The organism is Gelria sp. Kuro-4, from assembly GCF_019668485.1.
GTDB lineage: Bacteria > Bacillota > DTU030 > DUMP01 > DUMP01 > DUMP01.
On sequence record NZ_AP024619.1, the window covers coordinates 2,610,441 to 2,628,042 of the forward strand.

Here is a 17,602-nt window from a genome sequence, read left to right on the forward strand (position 1 = left end):
CCCTCCCCTGCGACCCGTCTCGACCTGGGCAGCACGGCCGAAAAGGCCCCCTTTACCGGCCAATTGGCTATATGGATCCCTTATACCCCACAACTGGACTAATGGCTTTTGACTAACTTGCAACAAATACTTATTCGCCCTTCTTAACAAGATTCCTGCTATAGGGCGTAAAAATTATCTTATTATGCTACCGAAGTATGTTTTGCCTGGCCCCCGGCCCCCGCCCGGCGGCGTGGCTCGGCGCATGCCTCCTCCAGGGCCGGGAAGACTAGCACCAGGAGGGAGTACCCATGGCAGACAGCAAAACCGCCACCTTTAAGGTCCTCAATATGGAATGCGCGGCGTGCGCCGCCCGCATCGAGAAAAACCTGCGCCGGCTGCCGGGCATCGCGGAGGCCAATGTCAACTTCGCGCTCGAACAGGCCACGGTGAAGTACGACCCCGAGAAGGTCGGGCCGCGCGAGGTGCGCCGGGCCGTGGAGGCCGCCGGCTACAAGCTGGTGGCCGAACGGCTGGAGCTTAAGGTGGGCGGCATGGACTGCGCCTCCTGCGCCGCGCGCATCGAAAAGGCCCTGGCCCGCCTGGAGGGCGTGGTTTCCGCCACGGTGAACTTTGCCCTGGAACGGGCCACAGTGGAGTACTACCCGGCCGAACTTTCCGCCGAAGACATCAAGCGCGCCATCCGCACCGAGGGCTACGAGGCCCAGGAAGCCGCCCGGCGCTTCGATGAAGACAGCGAAAAGGCGGCCCGCGAACGGGAGGCCCGCCGTCAAACGCGCCTCTTTGTCCTGGCGGCTGTTCTTTCTGTTCCCCTCCTTTTGGTCATGTTCGCCGACCTCTTTCACTTCCCGGCGCCGCCGCTTCTAAGAAACAAGGTGTTTGAGTTCGCCCTGGCCACGCCGGTCCAGTTCATCGCCGGCTACCAGTTCTACCGGGGTGCCGTCATCACCTTAAGCCGCGGCTACGCCAATATGGATGTTCTCATCGCCCTGGGGACCTCGGCCGCTTACTTTTACAGCGTGGCCACCACCTTCTTTATCCCGGGGCACGTCTACTACGAAACCGCTTCCGTCATCATCGCGCTCATTATCCTCGGCCGCCTGCTGGAGGCCCGGGCCAAGGGACGCACCTCAGAGGCCATCAAAAAGCTGATGGGCCTTGCAGCCAAGACAGCCCGTGTGGTGCGCGGCGGAGAAGAAGTGGACATTCCCGTGGACGAGGTGCAAAAAGGAGACGTGGTGGTGGTGCGGCCGGGGGAAAAGGTGCCGGTGGACGGCATTATCATCCAAGGCGCCTCCAGCCTGGATGAGTCCATGCTCACCGGTGAGAGTCTCCCGGTGGACAAGCAGGCCGGCGACGAGGTGGTGGGCGGCACCCTCAACAAGTACGGCACATTCAAGTTCCGTGCCACCCGCGTGGGGGCCGAGACGGCGCTGGCCCAGATCGTCAAGATCGTGGAAGAAGCCCAGGGCTCCAAGGCGCCCATCCAGCGCCTGGCCGACGTGATCTCAGGGTACTTCGTCCCCGTCGTGGTGGCCATCGCGCTGCTCACCTTCGCCGCCTGGTATTTCTTCGCCGCTCCCGGCGACCTGGCGCAGGCCGTCGTGAGCTTCACCGCCGTGCTGGTCATCGCCTGCCCCTGCGCTCTGGGGTTGGCCACCCCCACCTCCATCATGGTGGGCACCGGCCGCGGGGCGGAAAACGGCATCCTGATAAAGGGGGGTGAGCACCTGGAAAAGGCCCACGCGATAGATGCCGTGGTTCTCGATAAGACGGGTACCATCACCAAGGGGGAACCGGCCGTAACGGATGTTTTCGCCCTCCCGGGCCGCAGTGAAAAGGAGCTGCTCCAGCTGGCCGCTGCCGCCGAGCGGGGCTCGGAGCACCCACTGGGTGAGGCCATCGTGCGCGGCGCCAAGGCCCGGGGCCTTGAGCTCGACCAACCGCAGGAGTTTTCCGCCGTACCCGGACGCGGCGTCGCCGCCCGGGTAAGGGAGAAGCTGGTACTGGTGGGGAGCCGGCGCCTGCTCAGCGAAGCAGGGATTTCCTTTGACGCCCTCGCCCCCACGGCCGCCCGGTACGAAGGCGAAGGCAAAACGGCCATGCTGGTGGCCGTCGACGGCGCAGCCGCCGGCCTCATTGCCGTAGCGGACACAGTGAAGGAACACGCCGCTGAGGCCATTGCTGCGCTCCGCCAGATGGGGATCAAGGTGGTGATGCTCACCGGGGATAACCGGCGCACCGCCGAGGCCATCGCCCGCCAGGTGGGAATCGACGCCGCGGACGTGCGGGCGGAGGTGCTGCCACAGGATAAGGCCGAAGAGGTGGCGAAGCTGCGCCGTGCCGGCCAGGTGGTGGCCATGGTGGGTGACGGCATCAACGACGCTCCGGCCCTGGCCACGGCCGACGTAGGGATCGCCATCGGCACCGGCACCGACGTAGCCATGGAGGCGGCGGACATCACCCTCATGCGCGGCGACCTGCGGGGCGTCCCCGCCAGCATCGACCTCAGCCGGGCCACGCTCACCAACATCAAGCAAAACTTGTTCTGGGCCCTCGTCTACAACTCGGTGGGCATTCCCATCGCCGCCTTCGGTTACCTTTCCCCCGTTCTCGCCGGCGCGGCCATGGCCCTCAGCTCCGTCTCGGTGGTGAGCAATGCCCTGCGCCTGCGCAGTTTCGACCCTTACCGCCGGTTCCGTTCGCCGCGCCGGGAACCCTTCCGCGCCGTCCTGCCTGAGCCGGCGCACAAACCCTCTCCGGAGGGCGGGCCCCAAGAAAATCGTGCGGAAGGGGGCGGCTAGCTCAAGCGCAGGGCCTGCAAGAAGCACCGGCACGCCTGCGCAGCTTCCGAGCCCGGCCGCAAAAACCAACGGCGGCCGCCGGGCCCCTGCGCCTCGACCGCCGCCTTATATATCCTTGAGCTCGAATGCGTCCGCCGGCAGCACCGCCGCCCAGCCGAGCATGGCCGTGCCCGGCTCGTTCGCCGCGGCAAAGGGAGCGGTGTGAGCCCACGAGCAGGCTCTGCCCTCGCGCCGCTCCAGGCGCCGCCCGCCTACCGCGGTCCCATCCCGCGGCTGCTGCCGCCGGCCAGTTATGCACGGCGCTTCAGGCCCCGGCCTACCCAGCCAGTCCGGCGTACCAGCGGGCAAACTCCGCCAGCGCCCGGCTCACCGCCTGCTCGCGCCGGACGCCGCTCGCCTGGGCGGCCTGGCCCAAGTCGGCCTCCACCCGGCGGAGAAACTCCACCAACTCTGCCTTCGCGCCGGCTTCCGGGAGCTTTTCCGCCGCAGTCACCATGGCTTTTAGCTGGGCCCGGGCCTCACTTATCTGCCCTTCCTCGGCGGCGACGAGCGCCTCCGCCAGGCCGCCGGCCGCCGCCTGGACAAATTCGCAGTACGCTTTGTCCTCCGCCTGATAATTTAAGTCCTTGGCCGCCAGCACCTTGGTGACCACCACGGGCCGCAGCTGGTCCTCGGTATACCTGTCCTTCAGCGCCTCCGCCCGCTGGCGCCCGAAAAAGCTGCCGGCGCGCACCTGGGTTAAATTGCCGGCTGCGACCTCTTCCGCCGGCCAGCCCTGCTTTTCAATGGCAGCCACCAGCCGCGCAGCATTGGCCCTTTGGCTGAATGCCCCCAGCTGCACCTGAAAAACAGTCAGCTCAGGCAGGCTCACCTTCCCGGCCGCCGGCTGCGGCGCCGCCTGGGGAGGCTCCTCAGGCGCCGGGGCCGCCGGTGCCGGCTGGGTAGCTTGGGCCGGGGGCGCCGGTGGTTTTACCGCGGTGGTTTGTTGAAACAAGTAACTGCCAAAAAAATACCCCAAAGCAACGGCACAAACAGCAGCCACCAGGAACTGCATCAGGCAGCCTGCACCGCCGCGGCGTTTCGGCTCCGGCCGGTGTACACGGCGCCCCGCCATGCCTTACTCCCCCCGCTTCCGGCAGATTCGTCACTAAGACTATTCGCCCTGCGCCCTGAAATTCCTCCCAGCGTAAAAAGGACGAGCAGCGGGAAGATTAGAAGTGCTGCGATTCTCTGGTAAGGAGCTTAGGGATGCACGGCAAAACGCTCAAAAGCTTCGCGGCCCTCTGTACAGTCCCCTTTATCCTGGTCCTCAGCAATTCCCTGCTCATCCCGGTTCTGCCGCAAATCCAAAAGGCGCTCAGGCTCACCCTCTTTCAGGCCGGGCTCATCATCACGGCTTTTTCCCTGACCGCCGGGGTAATAATCCCCTTTGCCGGCTACCTTTCCGACCGGGTGGGACGCAAGGCCGTCATGGTACCCGCCCTGGTGGTGTTCGGGCTGGGCGGCGTTTTGGCGGGCATCGCGGCCTCTCTCACGCCGCGCGCCTTCCCCTGGATTCTGGCCGGGCGCGTGCTGCAGGGCATCGGCGGCGGCGGCACCTACCAACTGGCCATGGCGCTGGCCGGCGACATGTTCACCGACCATGAGCGCAGCAAGGCGCTCGGCTACCTGGAAGGTTCCAACGGGCTGGGCAAGGTTGTAGCGCCGCTCCTCGGCTCCGCCGCCGCCCTCCTCGTCTGGTTCGCGCCCTTTTTCGTTTACGGGCTTTTGGCCTGGCCGGCCGCCGCCCTGGTCTGGTTTGTCTGTAGAGAGCCGCCGCTACCGGCCCCGCCGGCGGGCAGCACCTACTTAGAGGACCTAAAAAGCGTTCTTTCCCGGCGGGGCCGCGGCCTCAGCGCCGCCTTCAGCGCCGGCTTCCTCGGCCTGTTCCTGCTCTTCGGCCTTTTGAGCTATCTGGCCGATGTCCTGGAGGAGCGCCTGGGGATTAAAGGCTTCACCCGGGGCCTGTTAGTGGCCTTACCCGTCCTCGCCATGACCATCACCTCCTCCAGCACAGGCGTTTACCTCCAAAAACGTCTGGGCCCGCCGCTGAAGACGGTTCTTCTCCTCGGTCTCGGCCTGGTGGCGGTTTCCCTGGCCGCCCTGGCCGTTATCCCGTCCGGCTTTCTCTTCCTCCTGCCGCTCACCACGGCCGGGATCGGCACCGGCCTCTTTCTCCCTGGCCTGAACCTGCTCATCACCAGCGCCGCCGAAGGCGAACGGGGACTGGTAACCGCCCTTTACGGCACGGTGCGTTTTTTCGGCGCCGCCCTGGGTCCACCTGCTTTAGGTCTGGGCTTGAAGGTGGGACGCCTACCGCTTTTTCTCGGGGCGGCGGCCGCCACCGCCCTGGTGCTGCTCCTGGCCTGGTTCCTCATCCACGTTGACGAAATGCTGCCGGCAGAGCTGGGAAAGAACCCCGGGGATGAAGCCGGTGCTTCCGGCCAGACTAAGAAGAGAAAAGCGCCCGCCAAAGGAGGTAAGCGCCGGTGAAGGAAAAAGAAAAGGAGGCCGCCGGCGGCAAGGTTTTCGCCCCGGCCACCCGCGGGGAAGAGGAAGACATGTTTGGGCAGGCCGCCTTGACCGACGGCGACCGTTTCGGTGAGCTAATCCCCAGCCTCCATGCCTGGATGCCGCCCGAGGCCATGCGCGAACGGGCAAAGTACATGGAGGAGGTGACGCAAAACTTGGCCGAAAAAGAAGCCGAAGCCCGGCGCCGGGCCGAGAAGCTGGACGTTCCCCCCTGGCCCACCGCCCAGTCCGACCAGGAGGCTTACGCCGCCCAGGCTGCCGCCCCACCCCGGAAGGGACGCGGCGCACCGCCCGGCAAGGAGTTCCTCGACGAGTACAGCGCCGAGCTGCAGCCTCGCCGGGACAAAGCGGCCCGGACCAACCTCAAACAACCGAACGGCTGATAAAATACCAGCGCCGCGGTGCGGCGCCTATCTTTTTAGAGCACCCCCAGCGCCCGGAGGACATCCAGGAGCACGGCCGTGAGCCCGGCCGCCATCACCGGGCCGACCGGGATGCCGCCGAAGAAGGCGATGGAAACCAGGGAGCCCAGCACCACCCCGGCGGCGACGCGCGGCTCCAGCTGCAAAAGGTCGACGCCTTTGTGGTTCATAATGGAAGACATGGTACCGCCCAGGACGGCTACTAAACCCACCGGCGAGAGCAGGGTGGCCACCACATCGGCAAAGCGCAGGTTCCCGGCCGCCAGCGGCGCCAGCACCGCCGTGGTGAGGAAAAAGAGCCCCAGAAAAACCCCGTAACGGCAGAGAAAGCCGACACCGCTCCCCCCCGGCAGCAGGGCCAGCGCGAGAACGAAGGCTGCTGCCGTGCTTAAAATTCTGTTTCCCGTGACCGCCCCGGCCACAAAGATCAGGAGAACGAGGATGGCACCGTCACGCACGCCCCCACCTCCTTACCTCCATCACCATCATATGCCTTCCACTTACGCCAAATGTTCCCGCTCACCTTTTCCCTGCCCGGGCGATAAGCTGCTTAGAGTAAAAAGAACAGAAGGAGGTCAAGGAAGTGCAGCGTCATCTCTCCTGGTTCCTGGTCGTAACGCTTTTTCTCGCTCTAGTGTCCGTCGCGGGTTGCACGCCGGAAAAACCCGCCACCCAGGCTCCCCGTATCCGGCTGGCCGACCAGTTCGGTCTCGGTTACGCCCCGCTCACCATCATGCTGGAGAAGAAGTTCCTCGAAAAGCACCTGCCGGGAATTCAAATTGAGCGCAAAAAGTTCGGCTCCGGCGGTGCCGTGCGCGAAGCGGTGATCGCCGGCGACCTGGACGTGGGCTTCATGGGGATCCCGCCCTTTTTGGTCGGTTGGGACAAAGGGGTGGACTGGAAAATCGCCGGCGCCCTGGACAGCATGCCGCTTCTTCTTTTAACCTACCGGGCAGACGCCACAGGCATCAAAGACCTGGGGCCGGAGGACAAAGTGGCCCTGCCCGGCCCCGGCTCCAACCAGCACATCCTCCTGGCCATGGCAGCGGAAAAAGAACTGGGCGATGCCCGGGCGCTCGACGACATCATCGTGGCCATGCCGCATCCGGACGCCGCCACGGCGCTTCTCAGCCGCCAGGACGTCACCTGTTACTACGGCGCCCCGCCCTACCAGTACGAGCTTCTCAAGCAACCCGGGATAAAACAGATCGGCGACGGGTTTTCCGCTTTCGGCGATGCCTTTTCCTACATCGTCGCCGTGGCCGCCGGCAGGTTTTATCGCGAGCAACCCCAAACCTACCAGGCCTTCTGCGCCGCCTTGGCGGACAGCCTGGAGTTCATCCGGGCCCACCCCGAGGAAGCAGCAGAGATCCTGGCCCGGGTGGAAAAAACCGTTCCCGCCGCCACCTATAGGGAGCACCTCACCTGGCCGGGTACCCGCTGGGACATCACCCCGCGCGGGATCACGCACTACGCCGCATACATGCAGCAGGCCGGCTACATCAAAAAAGCCCCTGCCTCCTGGAAGGAAGTCACCTATCCCAACCTGCATGCACTGCCGGGTAGTTGATGCCAGTAAAAGGCAAAAAGCTACGCGTATATTTAACAATTGGTATGAAAGAATAACGGCGTAAACTTCCTTTTGCCAGCAAGAAAGAACGACCCGAGGAAAAGGGTGGTCGTTCTTTCTTTTCGTTGGGATAAGTGGTAACAAGTTAATGTCATAAGCCTTTTCCCTGCGGCCAAACTAAGAGCGAAAGGAGGTGAACCGGAAATGGCAAGAGGAAGTTACAACCGTTCTCGGGGTGCGACGCACGTGGTTCCGGAAGCTTGGGACGCAATGAATAACTGGAAGTACGAAATTGCCCGTGAACTGGGGGTAGACACCCAGATTCAGAATGGGTACTGGGGTAACGTGGCTTCGCGTGATGCCGGTACCGTCGGAGGTCACATGACCCGCAAGATGGTTGAAATGGCGGAGCAGCAGCTGGCCGGCAAGGCCGGCCCGACGACTACCCGCTAACGTGAGCGCATAAGGCGATGGGGTTTCAAGGTAACAACCTTGTACCAATTGAGCAGGAGGGGGCGGCAAGCCCCCGTCCTCTCACACCACAGTATGCCTTCCGGTGTACGGTGGTTCACCAAGTTTGGCGAGCTTTGGTAACGTACAGCTGAATTCAAGAGGCCCTGGGCATCCCGGCAGGCGATGCCCAGGGCCATATTCATCGGCCCCTGGGCTGCTCCTTTGGGTTCCAAGGCCGGCTGCAGGTGGGCGGCTGGCCCTTTCCCCGGCGGAAGTCGCACCCGCTACATGATGCGACCTCGCTCGGCCGCACCGCCCGGCGCCAATTAAGCCCCTACGGAACCAAAACGCAGCATATGACGTCACATATAATGGCGGATCCAATCTCGACCGATCTGACCGACCCGACAGGCAGCGCGGTGAAGAAAACGCGGTCTGATGCAAGCGCGCCAGCCAAGTGGTCACGTGAGGAGGTTAGTCAATGAAAAGGCGTTCCCGGTTGAGCCTTGCTGTTCTTGTGCTTGTTTGCCTTTTGGGGTTCCTCCTCTGGAACAACGCGGCTTGGCTGAAGTCCGAGCTGGGCTCTGAGGCCGGGCCTCTCTCGGAAGAAAGCGAGCAGCGCGCCGTTGTAAGTCTTGTCGAAGATTTCGGCAAGAAACTTCAGCTGGTTTCACTTCTGGCTCCCGCCGACGCCGTGAAGAAGAGCATGGAAGAGAACTACGGCGGCCTCGTATCCCCCCAGACCATTGCGGAATGGGCGAAAGATCCCGAGAATGCGCCAGGGAGGTTGGTTTCGAGCCCGTGGCCCGACCGCATAGAGATTTTGAACATTACGAAGGCATCGGCCCAGGTTTTCAAAGTCGAAGGTGAAATCGTCGAAGTTACGAGCACGGAAAAGGAAAACAAAGGTGCTGCGGCAAGGCGGCCCATAACCCTGGAAGTCGAGAAGGCCGGTGAACGCTGGCTGATCACCTCTGTCACCTTCGGAGACTACAAAGACCTTGAAGCGATCCTGTACAGGAATACGCAGTACGGCTTCACTTTTTCTCTGCCCTCGTCTTGGCAAGGTTATTCAATCGTGACGAGCACTTGGAGCGGCACCGCCGTGGATGGCCCCAAGGCGGGACAGGTCGTTGAGACAGGGCCGTTAATTCTTATACGACATCCTGAGTGGACCGCCGAAAAGCCGCGACAAGACATTCCGATCATGATATTTACCTTATCGCAGTGGACCCGGCTGCAAGATATGGAATTCAGCGTCAGTGCCGCCCCCATCGGGCCAAAGATGCTTGGACGTAACTCGAAATACGCGTTTGCGCTTCCCGCCCGTTACAACTACGCGTTTCCCACGGGATTTGAGGAAGTTGAGAGGATTCTTGAAAAGAATCCTCTCGAGCCGAACGAAGCGATACGTTAGACAGCGCTGCAGAAGATAATGGCCCGATCGGAAACTCCTTACGCCTTGGAACGCCCATGCCGGGCGCACCAGAAGGGGCCCCCTGCGGGGCCCCAAAGCTATTTTAAACTCTTCGGCGCGCGCCGCCGTACCAAGGCTGCAACGCACACCGCTAAAACGAGGCCGACGGCCGCGCCGGCCGCCAAAGCCGCCGGTGCTCCTATCCACCCGGCTATGGTGCCGGCAAACAGGCTGCCGAAGGGAATCACGCCGCCAAAGACGAGGGAATAGAGGCTCATGATCCGCCCGCGGAGCTCAGCGGGGGAAGCCAGCTGAATGGTGGTGTTGACGGAGGCGGTAAAGGTGATCATCGACCAGCCCGTTAACATAAGAAGAAGAAAGGCCAGCGGGAACCAGCGCGTCAGCGCCAGGAGCGATTGAAAAAAGGTTATTCCCACCACACCGGCGACAAGCAGCGCCCGCTGCGGGCCGCGATGGCTGATAAAGGCCAGCATAACGGCACCGGCGAAGGCGCCGATGCCGAGCGCCGCCATGAGAAACCCGTACCCGGATTCCGTAAGGCTCAGGGTGTGCTTCGCGTAGGTCGGTACCAGCACGTTAAAGTTCATGGCAAAGGTGCTGAGCGCTGCCATAAGAAGTAGCGGTTCCAGAATGGCCGGTGTCTGGCGCGCGTAATTGATGCCGGCGGCGATGTCGGCCCAGACGGGCTCCCGGCGCTGTGGCGCCGGTTTCTTCTCCGCTACGCGGATAAAGAGAAGGCCGATGATCACTGCCGCAAAACTGGCCGCATTGATGAAAAAGCAAGGCGCTACCCCGAGCCAGCCCATCACCAGGCCGCCCACCGCCGGCCCGATCACGCGCGCAGCGTTGAAGATGGAGGAGTTTAAAGCGATGGCGTTCATGAGGTCTTCGCGCCCCACCAGTTCGATGATGAACGACTGGCGGGCGGGCATGTCGAGCGTGTTCGCCAGACCCAGGCCCAGCGCCAAAAGGAGCACGTGCCAGTAACGCACCACGCCCAGGTACGTGAGCGTGCCTAAGATGGCGGCCATGAGCATCATGGTCGTCTGCGTGGCCAGCACCAGCCGCCGCTTGGGGAAGCGGTCGGCGATGACTCCGGCGAAGAGAGAGAGCACCAACATCGGCACGAATTGGGTAGCGGCCACCAGGCCCAGGAGAAAGGCCGAATCCGTCAGCTGCAGCACCAGCCAGGCCTGGGCCACGTTTTGCATCCAGGTGCCGATGAGCGAAACGCACTGCCCGCTCCAAAAAAGGCGGAGATTGCGGTGCCGGAGGGCGGAGAAAGCCTGGGGCAAACCTACCGTCTCCCTATTCCTTAGCTTGCCGGCCAAACTCAGAAGTGGCAACCCACTAAGTCCTTACCCTAAGGTTGAAGGAACTCAGAGCCATAAATAGAGTACCACCTTCCCAGCGTATTCGGCAAGCGATTGATGAACTCTTGACGCAGGGATTCAGGGAGACATGGATGTACTCAACGAACTGATTCGACTCGGATCCAAACGCTCGATCCAGGACCTTTCTGCGTAGTCACACGGATGTGTCGGACCGCCTGGCGGCAGAAAGATGCCTTTAAGGACAGCACAGCACCTAAGACAAGCTCCTTAGCCGAACCGCAGCCAGCCGGGTAACGGAATCCCTTGGGGCTAAAGAAGGCGTGCGTTGCGCTTGGGCTATTCTCACTGGCGGGCGTCGCGTTTGCTGCACCTTGGGTGGTGCCTAACGGCTGGCGCCGCCTCCGCCGGACGAACCGCCGCCGAAACCGCCGCCGCCGAAGCCACCGCCGAAACCGCCCCAGCCGCCGCCACCGAAGCCGCCCCACCACCAGATGCCGCGGCGCCGCCGGCGGCCCCAACCGCTCATCAGGAAAATGAACAGGAAAAAGAGCAGCGGAAGAAGCTCCCAGGGCAGGCCGTCGGAGCCGCGCTCCGCTGCCCGATAGCCATCCAGCACGTTCAAGGTGCGGTCGGCGCTGAGGTCTACCTGATACTCCTCGGCCACCGCCGCCGCCACCGCCAGGTAGCCGGCCCGGATGCCTGCGGCGTACTTTTTCTCCTGCCACAGGGGTAGAACCCTTTCGTCCAGAATCCGGCCGGCCCTGCCGTCGGGAATGGCCCCTTCCAGGCCGTAGCCCACCTCAATGCGTACCTTGCCGCTCTCCCCGCTTAAGAGCCGCTCTTTGTCCACCAGCAACAGCACACCGTTGTTCTTCTCCCGGTCCCCTAGGCCCCAGGCGCGGAAAAGCTGCAGGGCGTAATCTTCGATGGGGCTGCCGTCCAGGGAGGGTACGGTGACCACCACCACTTCCGCCCCGGTCTTTTCATCCAGGGCCCGGCCGATCTCGCTGAGCTCATTGCGCGTGCCAGCGTCGAGCAAGCCGGCGAAGTCATTGACGTACGTGGCCGTCGCCGGGCGGGGCGGGAGCTCGGGCGCGGCCGGAGCCGGCAGCGCCGCAACGAGAACAACACCAACGAGGGAAAGAGCCAGCGCCCACCCGGCGCTGCGGCGTGCCGCAAACATCGCTCCGCCCTCCTTACTGCCGGGCGGCCGGCGGAGTGCCGAAGTCCACCTTCGGCACCGACTGGGCACCCGGCTCAGCCTGGAAGTAATCCTTGGGTGTAAAGCCCAGAAGGCGCGCGAAGATCACCGTGGGAAAGCGCCGGATGGCAGCGTTGAAGCGCCGGACAGCGTTGTTGTAGTCCATGCGCGCCACGGCAATACGGTTTTCAGTGCCGGCCAGCTCATCCTGCAGCCGGCGGAAGTTGGCGTCGGCCTTGAGGTTGGGGTAGTTCTCAACCACCGCGAGGAGCCGGCTCAGGGCGCCGCTGAGCCGGGCATCCGCCTGCGCCGCATCGCGCACGCTCTGGGCGCCGGCGAGTTTCGCCCGCGCTTCGTTCACCTGGGTAAAGACAGCTTCTTCGTGGGCCGCGTAGCCTTTCACCGTCGCCACCAGGTTCGGAATCAGGTCGGCGCGCCGCTGCAGCTGGTTGTCAATCTGGCTCCAGCAGCTCTCAACCGTTTCATCCAGGTTCACCAGGCTGTTGTAGCTGCCGAAGCCAAAAAGCGCCAGCAGCACAAGCACCGCCACAACGACAATAAGGGGCTTCGACATACAGTCTCTCCTTTCCCAAGTACAAAAGTGAAAACCCTCCGGCACGGGTGCTGCCCTGTTCCCTGCCGTCTCTCCGCAGTACGCGCGCAGGCGGCAAAAGTTTCACCCGCCGGGCTACTTTTTCTTCTTGGCCCGCCGGATAAGGTGCACCAGCTCCGCGGAAGGGCTGATGATGGCCCAGCGTTCCTTCTCCTTCGGTCCCCAGCGGATGGCGAGGAGGTTGCTCATGGTGATGGCGGCCCGTAGTTTGGGACCCCGGGGCAGGTTGCGCCCGCCCGGGCAAGAACGGATTTCCTTGATCTCGTCCACCGGGATGCTCGCCCCCCGCCAGGCCTGCCGCACCTTAAGCCGCCCCTCCGCCAGGGTGTACACCGTCAAGGCGCGCTGCAGAAGGTCCAGGAGCAGCGCAAACGCCAGCGATCCCCACACCACAAAGCCCAGCTCCGAGGCGCGGTTCCTCCAGGCCTGCCAGAAAAGCAGCACCAGCAAAACGTAGTTCAGTAGGTGCGCCACGCTCCGATTCTCCGCCAAAAACACCGGATACTCCCGCTTCACCCTTTTCCCTCCCATCGGGGTCAGGTATCAACTTTTCAAAGTAACTTGCGCCGTGCTCTTATACTTTCGTGTCGTACCGCTCCTATCCCTGCCCGCCAAAAAAATCTCCCCACCGGAAAAAGCGGGGAGATCGCAAGGTCCTTACGCCCGGACGGGTTGGAACAGCTCAATGTGTTCGCCGTCCGGGCCCCGTAGAAACGCAATCTGGCAGCCACCCCCCACAGCGCGCGGCGCTTCGTCCTCCAGCCGGACACCGGCACGCTTAAGGGCCGCCAGTGCAGCAGCGATGTCCGTCACGGTGAGCGCCAGGTGCGCCACCGGCCCGTCGGCAGCGGGCACCGCCTTATCCTGGTACTCCAGGAGTTCAATCTGCCCCGTCCCCACAGCGATGAGAGCCTTGCGCAGGCCCCGCTGCGGAATCTCGCTCCGTTCGCGCAGGGTAAGCCCCAACGTCGCGGTGTAAAAGGCCAGCGAACGCTCCAGGTCGGCCACCTGCACCGCCACGTGCTCAAAGCCGGTGATGCCAAGGTTCATCTTCCTTCCCCCTCGTATTGTTCTTAGAAAAAGCGCCTTTGGACTAGATTCGCCGGCCCGCCGTGCCCCGTATTCCTCGATCAGCCGTTCTACTAAACTGCTGCCCGGCGCGGGGACCCGCAGCATGAGCGTGCCCTGGCCCAGGTCGATCCGGGCCAACGCCGTCGCCGCCCCTGCGTTAATGCGGCGGCCAAAACCGCGGCCGCCGGACTAGGTAGGTAAAGGATCTCGCAGGCATCGGCGACCCGCGTCTGAGCAGGACCGGGCGGGGTGAGCAAGTCCACTGTGTCGTTTTCACCGGCGGCGGTCATGCCGCTTGAAGGCCGAGGCCACAGGCAGTCGCCACCTCCACCAGAGCGTTTTCAATCCGCCCCGGCTCCGCCGGCCGCAGGAAGACCCAGGCGAAGAAGAAACATGTCGCACCCCCCTCAGCGTTCGATAAAGGCACACAAGCAAACTTAGGTTACTAAACAGGTATTCGTCGGGCGGCAGGTTTATCCTGCTCCGCAGGAACTGTCAAGTCATCCACCTCGTCCGGCGACACTTCCGCCGGCATGTTCGGCCAAATGTGAAGTTTCCGGTGCTTGCTTTCCAACAGCTCTCCGTATAAAATAAGAGCAGGAAGTCCCGCAAGACTTCCTGCTCCCGGAGGGCATAGCGACCCGGGGGTAGGCGATTACTCGATTTGCCCGCTTAATAGCGGGCTATTTTTTCGACTTGTACTGGAAGTACAGCCGGAGTAGCACAATGGCTACCAACGGCGCAACGGCGAATTCAATTGGTCCGATCTTGAGTTCCAACGCGGCACCCCCTCTCCCGAGTTCTCCCCGGGCCGCATGCCCCTCGGCCACAGAGAAGGGGTGCCTCCTATCCCCGAATCGGCAGGTTTCGACCTGTCCACTCCAATTATACCAAAAAATGCAGTCTTGTGCTGAGTTCGGGATGATTCCCCGGACTTTTTGTCTGCCTGCAGATGGCGCACTCCACGAGTGCTTACAGTATTGCTCCGCTCACGGGGCGGGAACCAAAAAGAGCCAGCAAACGTCTTTACAGATAGCAAAGGTAGTAAAGGCAAGCGGACAAGGGGGAGGATGCTAAGTGACGCTGCGTTACCTGTTCAAAACCCACCTGGGTATGATGGTCGTGGCACTGGTGCTAGTACTGGCCCTAGCAGGCTGCAGCACCGCGCCCACCGCCCCGCCTGCGGGAGGCGATGCTGCGACACCGGAAGAGAACCCGGCTCCCGGGGCACCGCCACCGCCCGCTGCGCCCCTGAAGGTGAAGGAGAAAGCCAAGATCAGCCTTCCGCCCGGCCCCGTCGGCTACATCGACCACACCCTTTCCCCGGACGGCCGGTGGGCAGTGGTGCTCACTACACCGGGCGGGAAAAACCCAGTCAGGAACAAGGCCGGGCTCTGGCTCTACCCGGTCGGGCAAGGAGAAGGAAGGGTGCTCGCCGAAACGAGCGAACAAGACTACGCCGCCGGCCGCCTACTGTTGCGGTCGCTGGGGTGGGCTGAAGACAACACGCTCATCTTCGCCCGCCAGGGCACGCAGCCGGACGGAGCGCACAAGGGTCAGCGGGGTTTGGTTTTCTTTACCGTCAAGGCCGGCGGCGCCGCCACTGCCCCCGCGGAGGTCGCCTGGCTCCCGGTCCAAGGCGGTTACGTCACTGAGGTGTACCCGAGCCTCGCGCAAGGGGCGGTCTTCGTCCATGCGGACAAGGCCATCTGGCGGGTGCCCCTGGACGGGGCTCCACCCACCGCCCTACGCCAAAACCTCCCCAGCTACGACGGGCTCTTTTACCCCCGCCTGTCGCCGGCCGGTACGCACTTCGCCTACGAGCTGTGGGAACCGAATAAGAGCGGGATTTATGTGCTGGATACAGTCACCGAAGTGGAGACCTGCCTAGCGCCGCGCGCCGAAACCATGAGCTTCGGGCCGCAGTGGTCCCCGGACGGCCGTTACCTGGCCTACTACACGGCCCCCACGAAAAAGGGCAGCACCGACCCCTACGACCGATACGACATCATCATGGGCGAGGACACGCCGCTCCCCATCGCTGTTCAAGTCACCATCGCCACACCGGACGGCCAGAAGGTCGCTGAGCTTTCTCTCCCGGATAAGAAACTGGGCTACTTCACCTGGTCTGTGGACGGTACTCACCTGGCCTTCATCGCCGGCCAGGTGCAGGGGAAGTCGCCGGCGGAGTCGGGCGAACTCCCCGCCTTCCAGGACACCTCGCTCTATCTGGCGGATGTGACCGGAAAACTGACCGAGGTAGGCAGCCTGGGGGCCGCCCCGCGGCAGATTATCACCCTCCCGGCGGTCTTCGCCGAGGAGCCTGCGGTCTATCTCTTGACCGCGGAGAAAGACGGCAACGCCCTCTGGCTGGCCCGGGCGGGCAAAGAACCGCTGCGCCTTACGCCCCCGGGTGAGACGAAGGGTTACTGGTCCGGCTATCCCTGGCTGACCGTAGGCGAGAGCCTCTTTCTCACCTTTGACGCAGCCAATTACAACCCGGCCGGCAGCCGGCAGATGGTGCAGGTATGGCAGGATCAGGTACTGCCGGTGGTTAAAGGCGAGCTTACGGGCTTTCTGGCCGGTAGAAGCGGTTCGCGTCTGGCCTACCTCCAAGAAGATCCGGACGGGAAAAAGGGTGAACTGGTCATCTTTGAGCTAGGCCAGTAAGGCTGAAAAGTACAGGAAGCGGCCCTCCTGCATGAACCGGCACTGAGCCTGAGTGAAAGGATAGCGGCTCAGGACCCCAAGGTATGCCTGCGATCGCACCCCCCTTTTAACCGAGCCACCGCTTACGAGACCGGATGTCCAGGCCGTGCAGCCCAATAGCGGCGGGTAGCGGCGAGATTGCGCGTGCTCCAGGCCCTCCAGTATCAGGCCCGCACCGGCGGTTCACACCGGGTGACTGGTACCCCGGCCTTACCGGCCTCCTGCCGCAGCGGGAGAACGTGGGAAAATACTGATTTTGCCGGCGGTACAAGCCACCGGGTTGTTGACAGGGAAACAGAATGGATTTACAGTAAACGTAAGAGCTAGAACTGCGCAGGGGAGAGATGGGGGTGCCACGGCCGAAAAAATGCCGCCGCGTGGAGTTTCTTCCCACGGTAACAGTCTTTAAGCCGGCAGGAGTACGCCGCTGCGGCCTGGAAGAAATAGTGCTTACCGTGGAAGAACTGGAAGCCATCCGCCTGAAAGACCAGGAAGGGCTGGAGCAGGAAGAGTGTGCTGCACGCATGCAGGTCTCCCGCCCCACCTTCCAGCGTATTCTCACCTCGGCCCGTGCCAAGGTCGCCCGTATGCTCACGGGCGGGTTGGCCCTGCGGGTGGAAGGCGGGACGTACGAACTTGCGGGGCGGCGCCGGCGCTGCCGCCGCTGCCAGGGTGAATTTGCCGCGCCCGCCCGCCCTGCCTCTCCGGCGGACGAGGCCCTTTGCCCCACGTGCCGGGACGACGACCGCGAAGGTCCCCCCGCGCCGGACGGCCGGCACCGGCGCCACCGTCGCCTCCGGCGGCGGCCAATGGTCACGCCCGAAGCCCCCTCCCCCGCTGAACCGCCCGGCGACGAATCGGAAGACACCTCCCAGCGCTAACTCCTGGGCTCATCCCCCGACCTACGCCTGACAACAGCGAAGCCGGCGGCTTTCAGCTGCCGGCCGCTTTTTCGGCCGCGTGCCCCCTGGGCGCGTATTGCGCCCCGCCGCCGCCAGAGCCCGGGCGGCATTCGGGCCGATGTTGCCGGCAACGAGGGCCTCAACCTTTTCCCGGGCCAGGGCTGGGCCATGGCGATGCCGGCACCGCCGGGTTCCCCCTGTGCCGGGTTGGGGCCGCCCGCCGGGTTCCCGCTGCCGTGTCACTCAAGATGAGGTACCGGCAGCGCCCGAACGGGGATCCACAGCACTCGCCAGGTCGTCGCCCTGGGACGTAATCGCAACCTTCATGTTAACCCCCCTGCTTCTGGCGCCCCGCCCGCAGCCTCCCCGTCCGCCCGGATCGGCGCGGTGCACCAGGCCGCCGCACTTGGGGCAACGCAGCCGTGCGCCCTGCATACCCGCCCTGTAGGCCAGGCCGAACTCGTAACCACCGGTAGCACAGCGAAACTTACGCTCCACCGGCCTCACCCCCTTG

Annotated in this window: 18 protein-coding genes; 8 read left to right on the forward strand and 10 right to left on the reverse strand. The window is 63.6% G+C overall.

Annotated elements, in window-relative coordinates; genetic code table 11:
- Positions 1–290 precede the first annotated feature (290 nt).
- On the forward strand, positions 291–2,804 hold the full coding sequence (locus tag K5554_RS13065) for a heavy metal translocating P-type ATPase (RefSeq protein WP_221038893.1): 2,514 nt from the start codon (positions 291–293) through the stop codon (positions 2,802–2,804).
- A gap of 105 nt (positions 2,805–2,909) precedes the next feature.
- Here K5554_RS13065 and K5554_RS13070 read toward each other — a convergent pair whose 3' ends face one another.
- Together K5554_RS13070 and K5554_RS13075 are read right to left on the reverse strand one after the other, a co-directional pair.
- Positions 2,910–3,152, reverse strand: a complete 243-nt coding sequence (locus K5554_RS13070) for a hypothetical protein (protein ID WP_221040638.1) — start codon at positions 3,150–3,152, stop codon at positions 2,910–2,912.
- Complete coding sequence (locus tag K5554_RS13075) at positions 3,121–3,918, reverse strand: SPOR domain-containing protein (RefSeq protein ID WP_221038894.1); 798 nt, start codon at positions 3,916–3,918, stop codon at positions 3,121–3,123. The genes K5554_RS13070 and K5554_RS13075 overlap by 32 nt, the downstream gene beginning before the upstream one ends.
- Positions 3,919–4,052: 134 nt before the next feature.
- Between K5554_RS13075 and K5554_RS13080 the strand changes: the two genes are divergently transcribed.
- Positions 4,053–5,336 (forward strand): MFS transporter, encoded by a 1,284-nt coding sequence (locus K5554_RS13080; protein ID WP_221038895.1) that lies wholly within the window; start codon positions 4,053–4,055, stop codon positions 5,334–5,336.
- Positions 5,333–5,758: a hypothetical protein gene (locus K5554_RS13085; RefSeq protein WP_221038896.1), complete on the forward strand. Its 426-nt coding sequence runs from the start codon at positions 5,333–5,335 to the stop codon at positions 5,756–5,758. The genes K5554_RS13080 and K5554_RS13085 overlap by 4 nt, the downstream gene beginning before the upstream one ends.
- 35 nt (positions 5,759–5,793) lie before the next feature.
- Here K5554_RS13085 and K5554_RS13090 read toward each other — a convergent pair whose 3' ends face one another.
- On the reverse strand, positions 5,794–6,255 hold the full coding sequence (locus K5554_RS13090) for a DUF441 family protein (RefSeq protein ID WP_221038897.1): 462 nt from the start codon (positions 6,253–6,255) through the stop codon (positions 5,794–5,796).
- Positions 6,256–6,380: 125 nt separating this feature from the next.
- Between K5554_RS13090 and K5554_RS13095 the strand changes: the two genes are divergently transcribed.
- The 3 genes from K5554_RS13095 to K5554_RS13105 all read left to right on the forward strand — a co-directional run bounded on the left by K5554_RS13095 (position 6,381) and on the right by K5554_RS13105 (position 9,237).
- Positions 6,381–7,367 (forward strand): ABC transporter substrate-binding protein, encoded by a 987-nt coding sequence (locus tag K5554_RS13095; protein ID WP_221038898.1) that lies wholly within the window; start codon positions 6,381–6,383, stop codon positions 7,365–7,367.
- A gap of 204 nt (positions 7,368–7,571) precedes the next feature.
- Entirely contained in the window at positions 7,572–7,820 is a 249-nt protein-coding gene (locus tag K5554_RS13100; RefSeq protein ID WP_221038899.1) for an alpha/beta-type small acid-soluble spore protein, read from the forward strand.
- Between the two features lie 481 nt (positions 7,821–8,301).
- Positions 8,302–9,237 (forward strand): hypothetical protein, encoded by a 936-nt coding sequence (locus K5554_RS13105; RefSeq protein ID WP_221038900.1) that lies wholly within the window; start codon positions 8,302–8,304, stop codon positions 9,235–9,237.
- 98 nt (positions 9,238–9,335) lie between these two features.
- Here the strand turns inward: K5554_RS13105 and K5554_RS13110 are convergent, their stop codons facing one another.
- The 6 genes from K5554_RS13110 to K5554_RS13135 form a co-directional block, all read right to left on the reverse strand.
- Positions 9,336–10,553: an MFS transporter gene (locus tag K5554_RS13110; protein ID WP_255565410.1), complete on the reverse strand. Its 1,218-nt coding sequence runs from the start codon at positions 10,551–10,553 to the stop codon at positions 9,336–9,338.
- A 421-nt stretch (positions 10,554–10,974) separates the two neighbouring features.
- Positions 10,975–11,775 (reverse strand): TPM domain-containing protein, encoded by an 801-nt coding sequence (locus tag K5554_RS13115; RefSeq protein ID WP_221038901.1) that lies wholly within the window; start codon positions 11,773–11,775, stop codon positions 10,975–10,977.
- 13 nt (positions 11,776–11,788) lie between these two features.
- Positions 11,789–12,367, reverse strand: coding sequence for a LemA family protein (locus K5554_RS13120; protein WP_221038902.1), 579 nt, complete (start codon positions 12,365–12,367; stop codon positions 11,789–11,791).
- A gap of 114 nt (positions 12,368–12,481) precedes the next feature.
- Complete coding sequence (locus tag K5554_RS13125) at positions 12,482–12,922, reverse strand: PH domain-containing protein (RefSeq protein ID WP_221038903.1); 441 nt, start codon at positions 12,920–12,922, stop codon at positions 12,482–12,484.
- Positions 12,923–13,063: 141 nt separating this feature from the next.
- Complete coding sequence (locus K5554_RS13130; RefSeq protein ID WP_221038904.1) at positions 13,064–13,456, reverse strand: VOC family protein; 393 nt, start codon at positions 13,454–13,456, stop codon at positions 13,064–13,066.
- 704 nt (positions 13,457–14,160) lie between these two features.
- The gene (locus K5554_RS13135; protein ID WP_221038905.1) at positions 14,161–14,307 is read right to left on the reverse strand and encodes a hypothetical protein; all 147 of its coding nucleotides are present in this window, start codon (positions 14,305–14,307) and stop codon (positions 14,161–14,163) included.
- Positions 14,308–14,554: 247 nt separating this feature from the next.
- Between K5554_RS13135 and K5554_RS13140 the strand changes: the two genes are divergently transcribed.
- Together K5554_RS13140 and K5554_RS14765 are read left to right on the forward strand one after the other, a co-directional pair.
- On the forward strand, positions 14,555–16,147 hold the full coding sequence (locus K5554_RS13140) for a hypothetical protein (RefSeq protein WP_221038906.1): 1,593 nt from the start codon (positions 14,555–14,557) through the stop codon (positions 16,145–16,147).
- Positions 16,148–16,536: 389 nt separating this feature from the next.
- Positions 16,537–17,067 carry a DUF134 domain-containing protein gene (locus K5554_RS14765; protein ID WP_221038907.1) on the forward strand — a complete coding sequence of 177 codons (531 nt, stop codon included), beginning with the start codon at positions 16,537–16,539 and terminating at the stop codon, positions 17,065–17,067.
- Positions 17,068–17,331: 264 nt separating this feature from the next.
- Here the strand turns inward: K5554_RS14765 and K5554_RS13155 are convergent, their stop codons facing one another.
- Positions 17,332–17,586 (reverse strand): hypothetical protein, encoded by a 255-nt coding sequence (locus tag K5554_RS13155; RefSeq protein ID WP_221038909.1) that lies wholly within the window; start codon positions 17,584–17,586, stop codon positions 17,332–17,334.
- Positions 17,587–17,602 lie beyond the last annotated feature (16 nt).

Coding starts and splice junctions, on each gene's coding strand:
- K5554_RS13065 (WP_221038893.1), top strand. CDS start 291: ATGGCAGACAGCAAAACCGCCACCTTTAAGGTCCTCAATATGGAATGC.
- K5554_RS13075 (WP_221038894.1), bottom strand. CDS start 3,918: ATGGCGGGGCGCCGTGTACACCGGCCGGAGCCGAAACGCCGCGGCGGT.
- K5554_RS13080 (WP_221038895.1), top strand. CDS start 4,053: ATGCACGGCAAAACGCTCAAAAGCTTCGCGGCCCTCTGTACAGTCCCC.
- K5554_RS13100 (WP_221038899.1), top strand. CDS start 7,572: ATGGCAAGAGGAAGTTACAACCGTTCTCGGGGTGCGACGCACGTGGTT.
- K5554_RS13105 (WP_221038900.1), top strand. CDS start 8,302: ATGAAAAGGCGTTCCCGGTTGAGCCTTGCTGTTCTTGTGCTTGTTTGC.
- K5554_RS13115 (WP_221038901.1), bottom strand. CDS start 11,775: ATGTTTGCGGCACGCCGCAGCGCCGGGTGGGCGCTGGCTCTTTCCCTC.
- K5554_RS13120 (WP_221038902.1), bottom strand. CDS start 12,367: ATGTCGAAGCCCCTTATTGTCGTTGTGGCGGTGCTTGTGCTGCTGGCG.
- K5554_RS13130 (WP_221038904.1), bottom strand. CDS start 13,456: ATGAACCTTGGCATCACCGGCTTTGAGCACGTGGCGGTGCAGGTGGCC.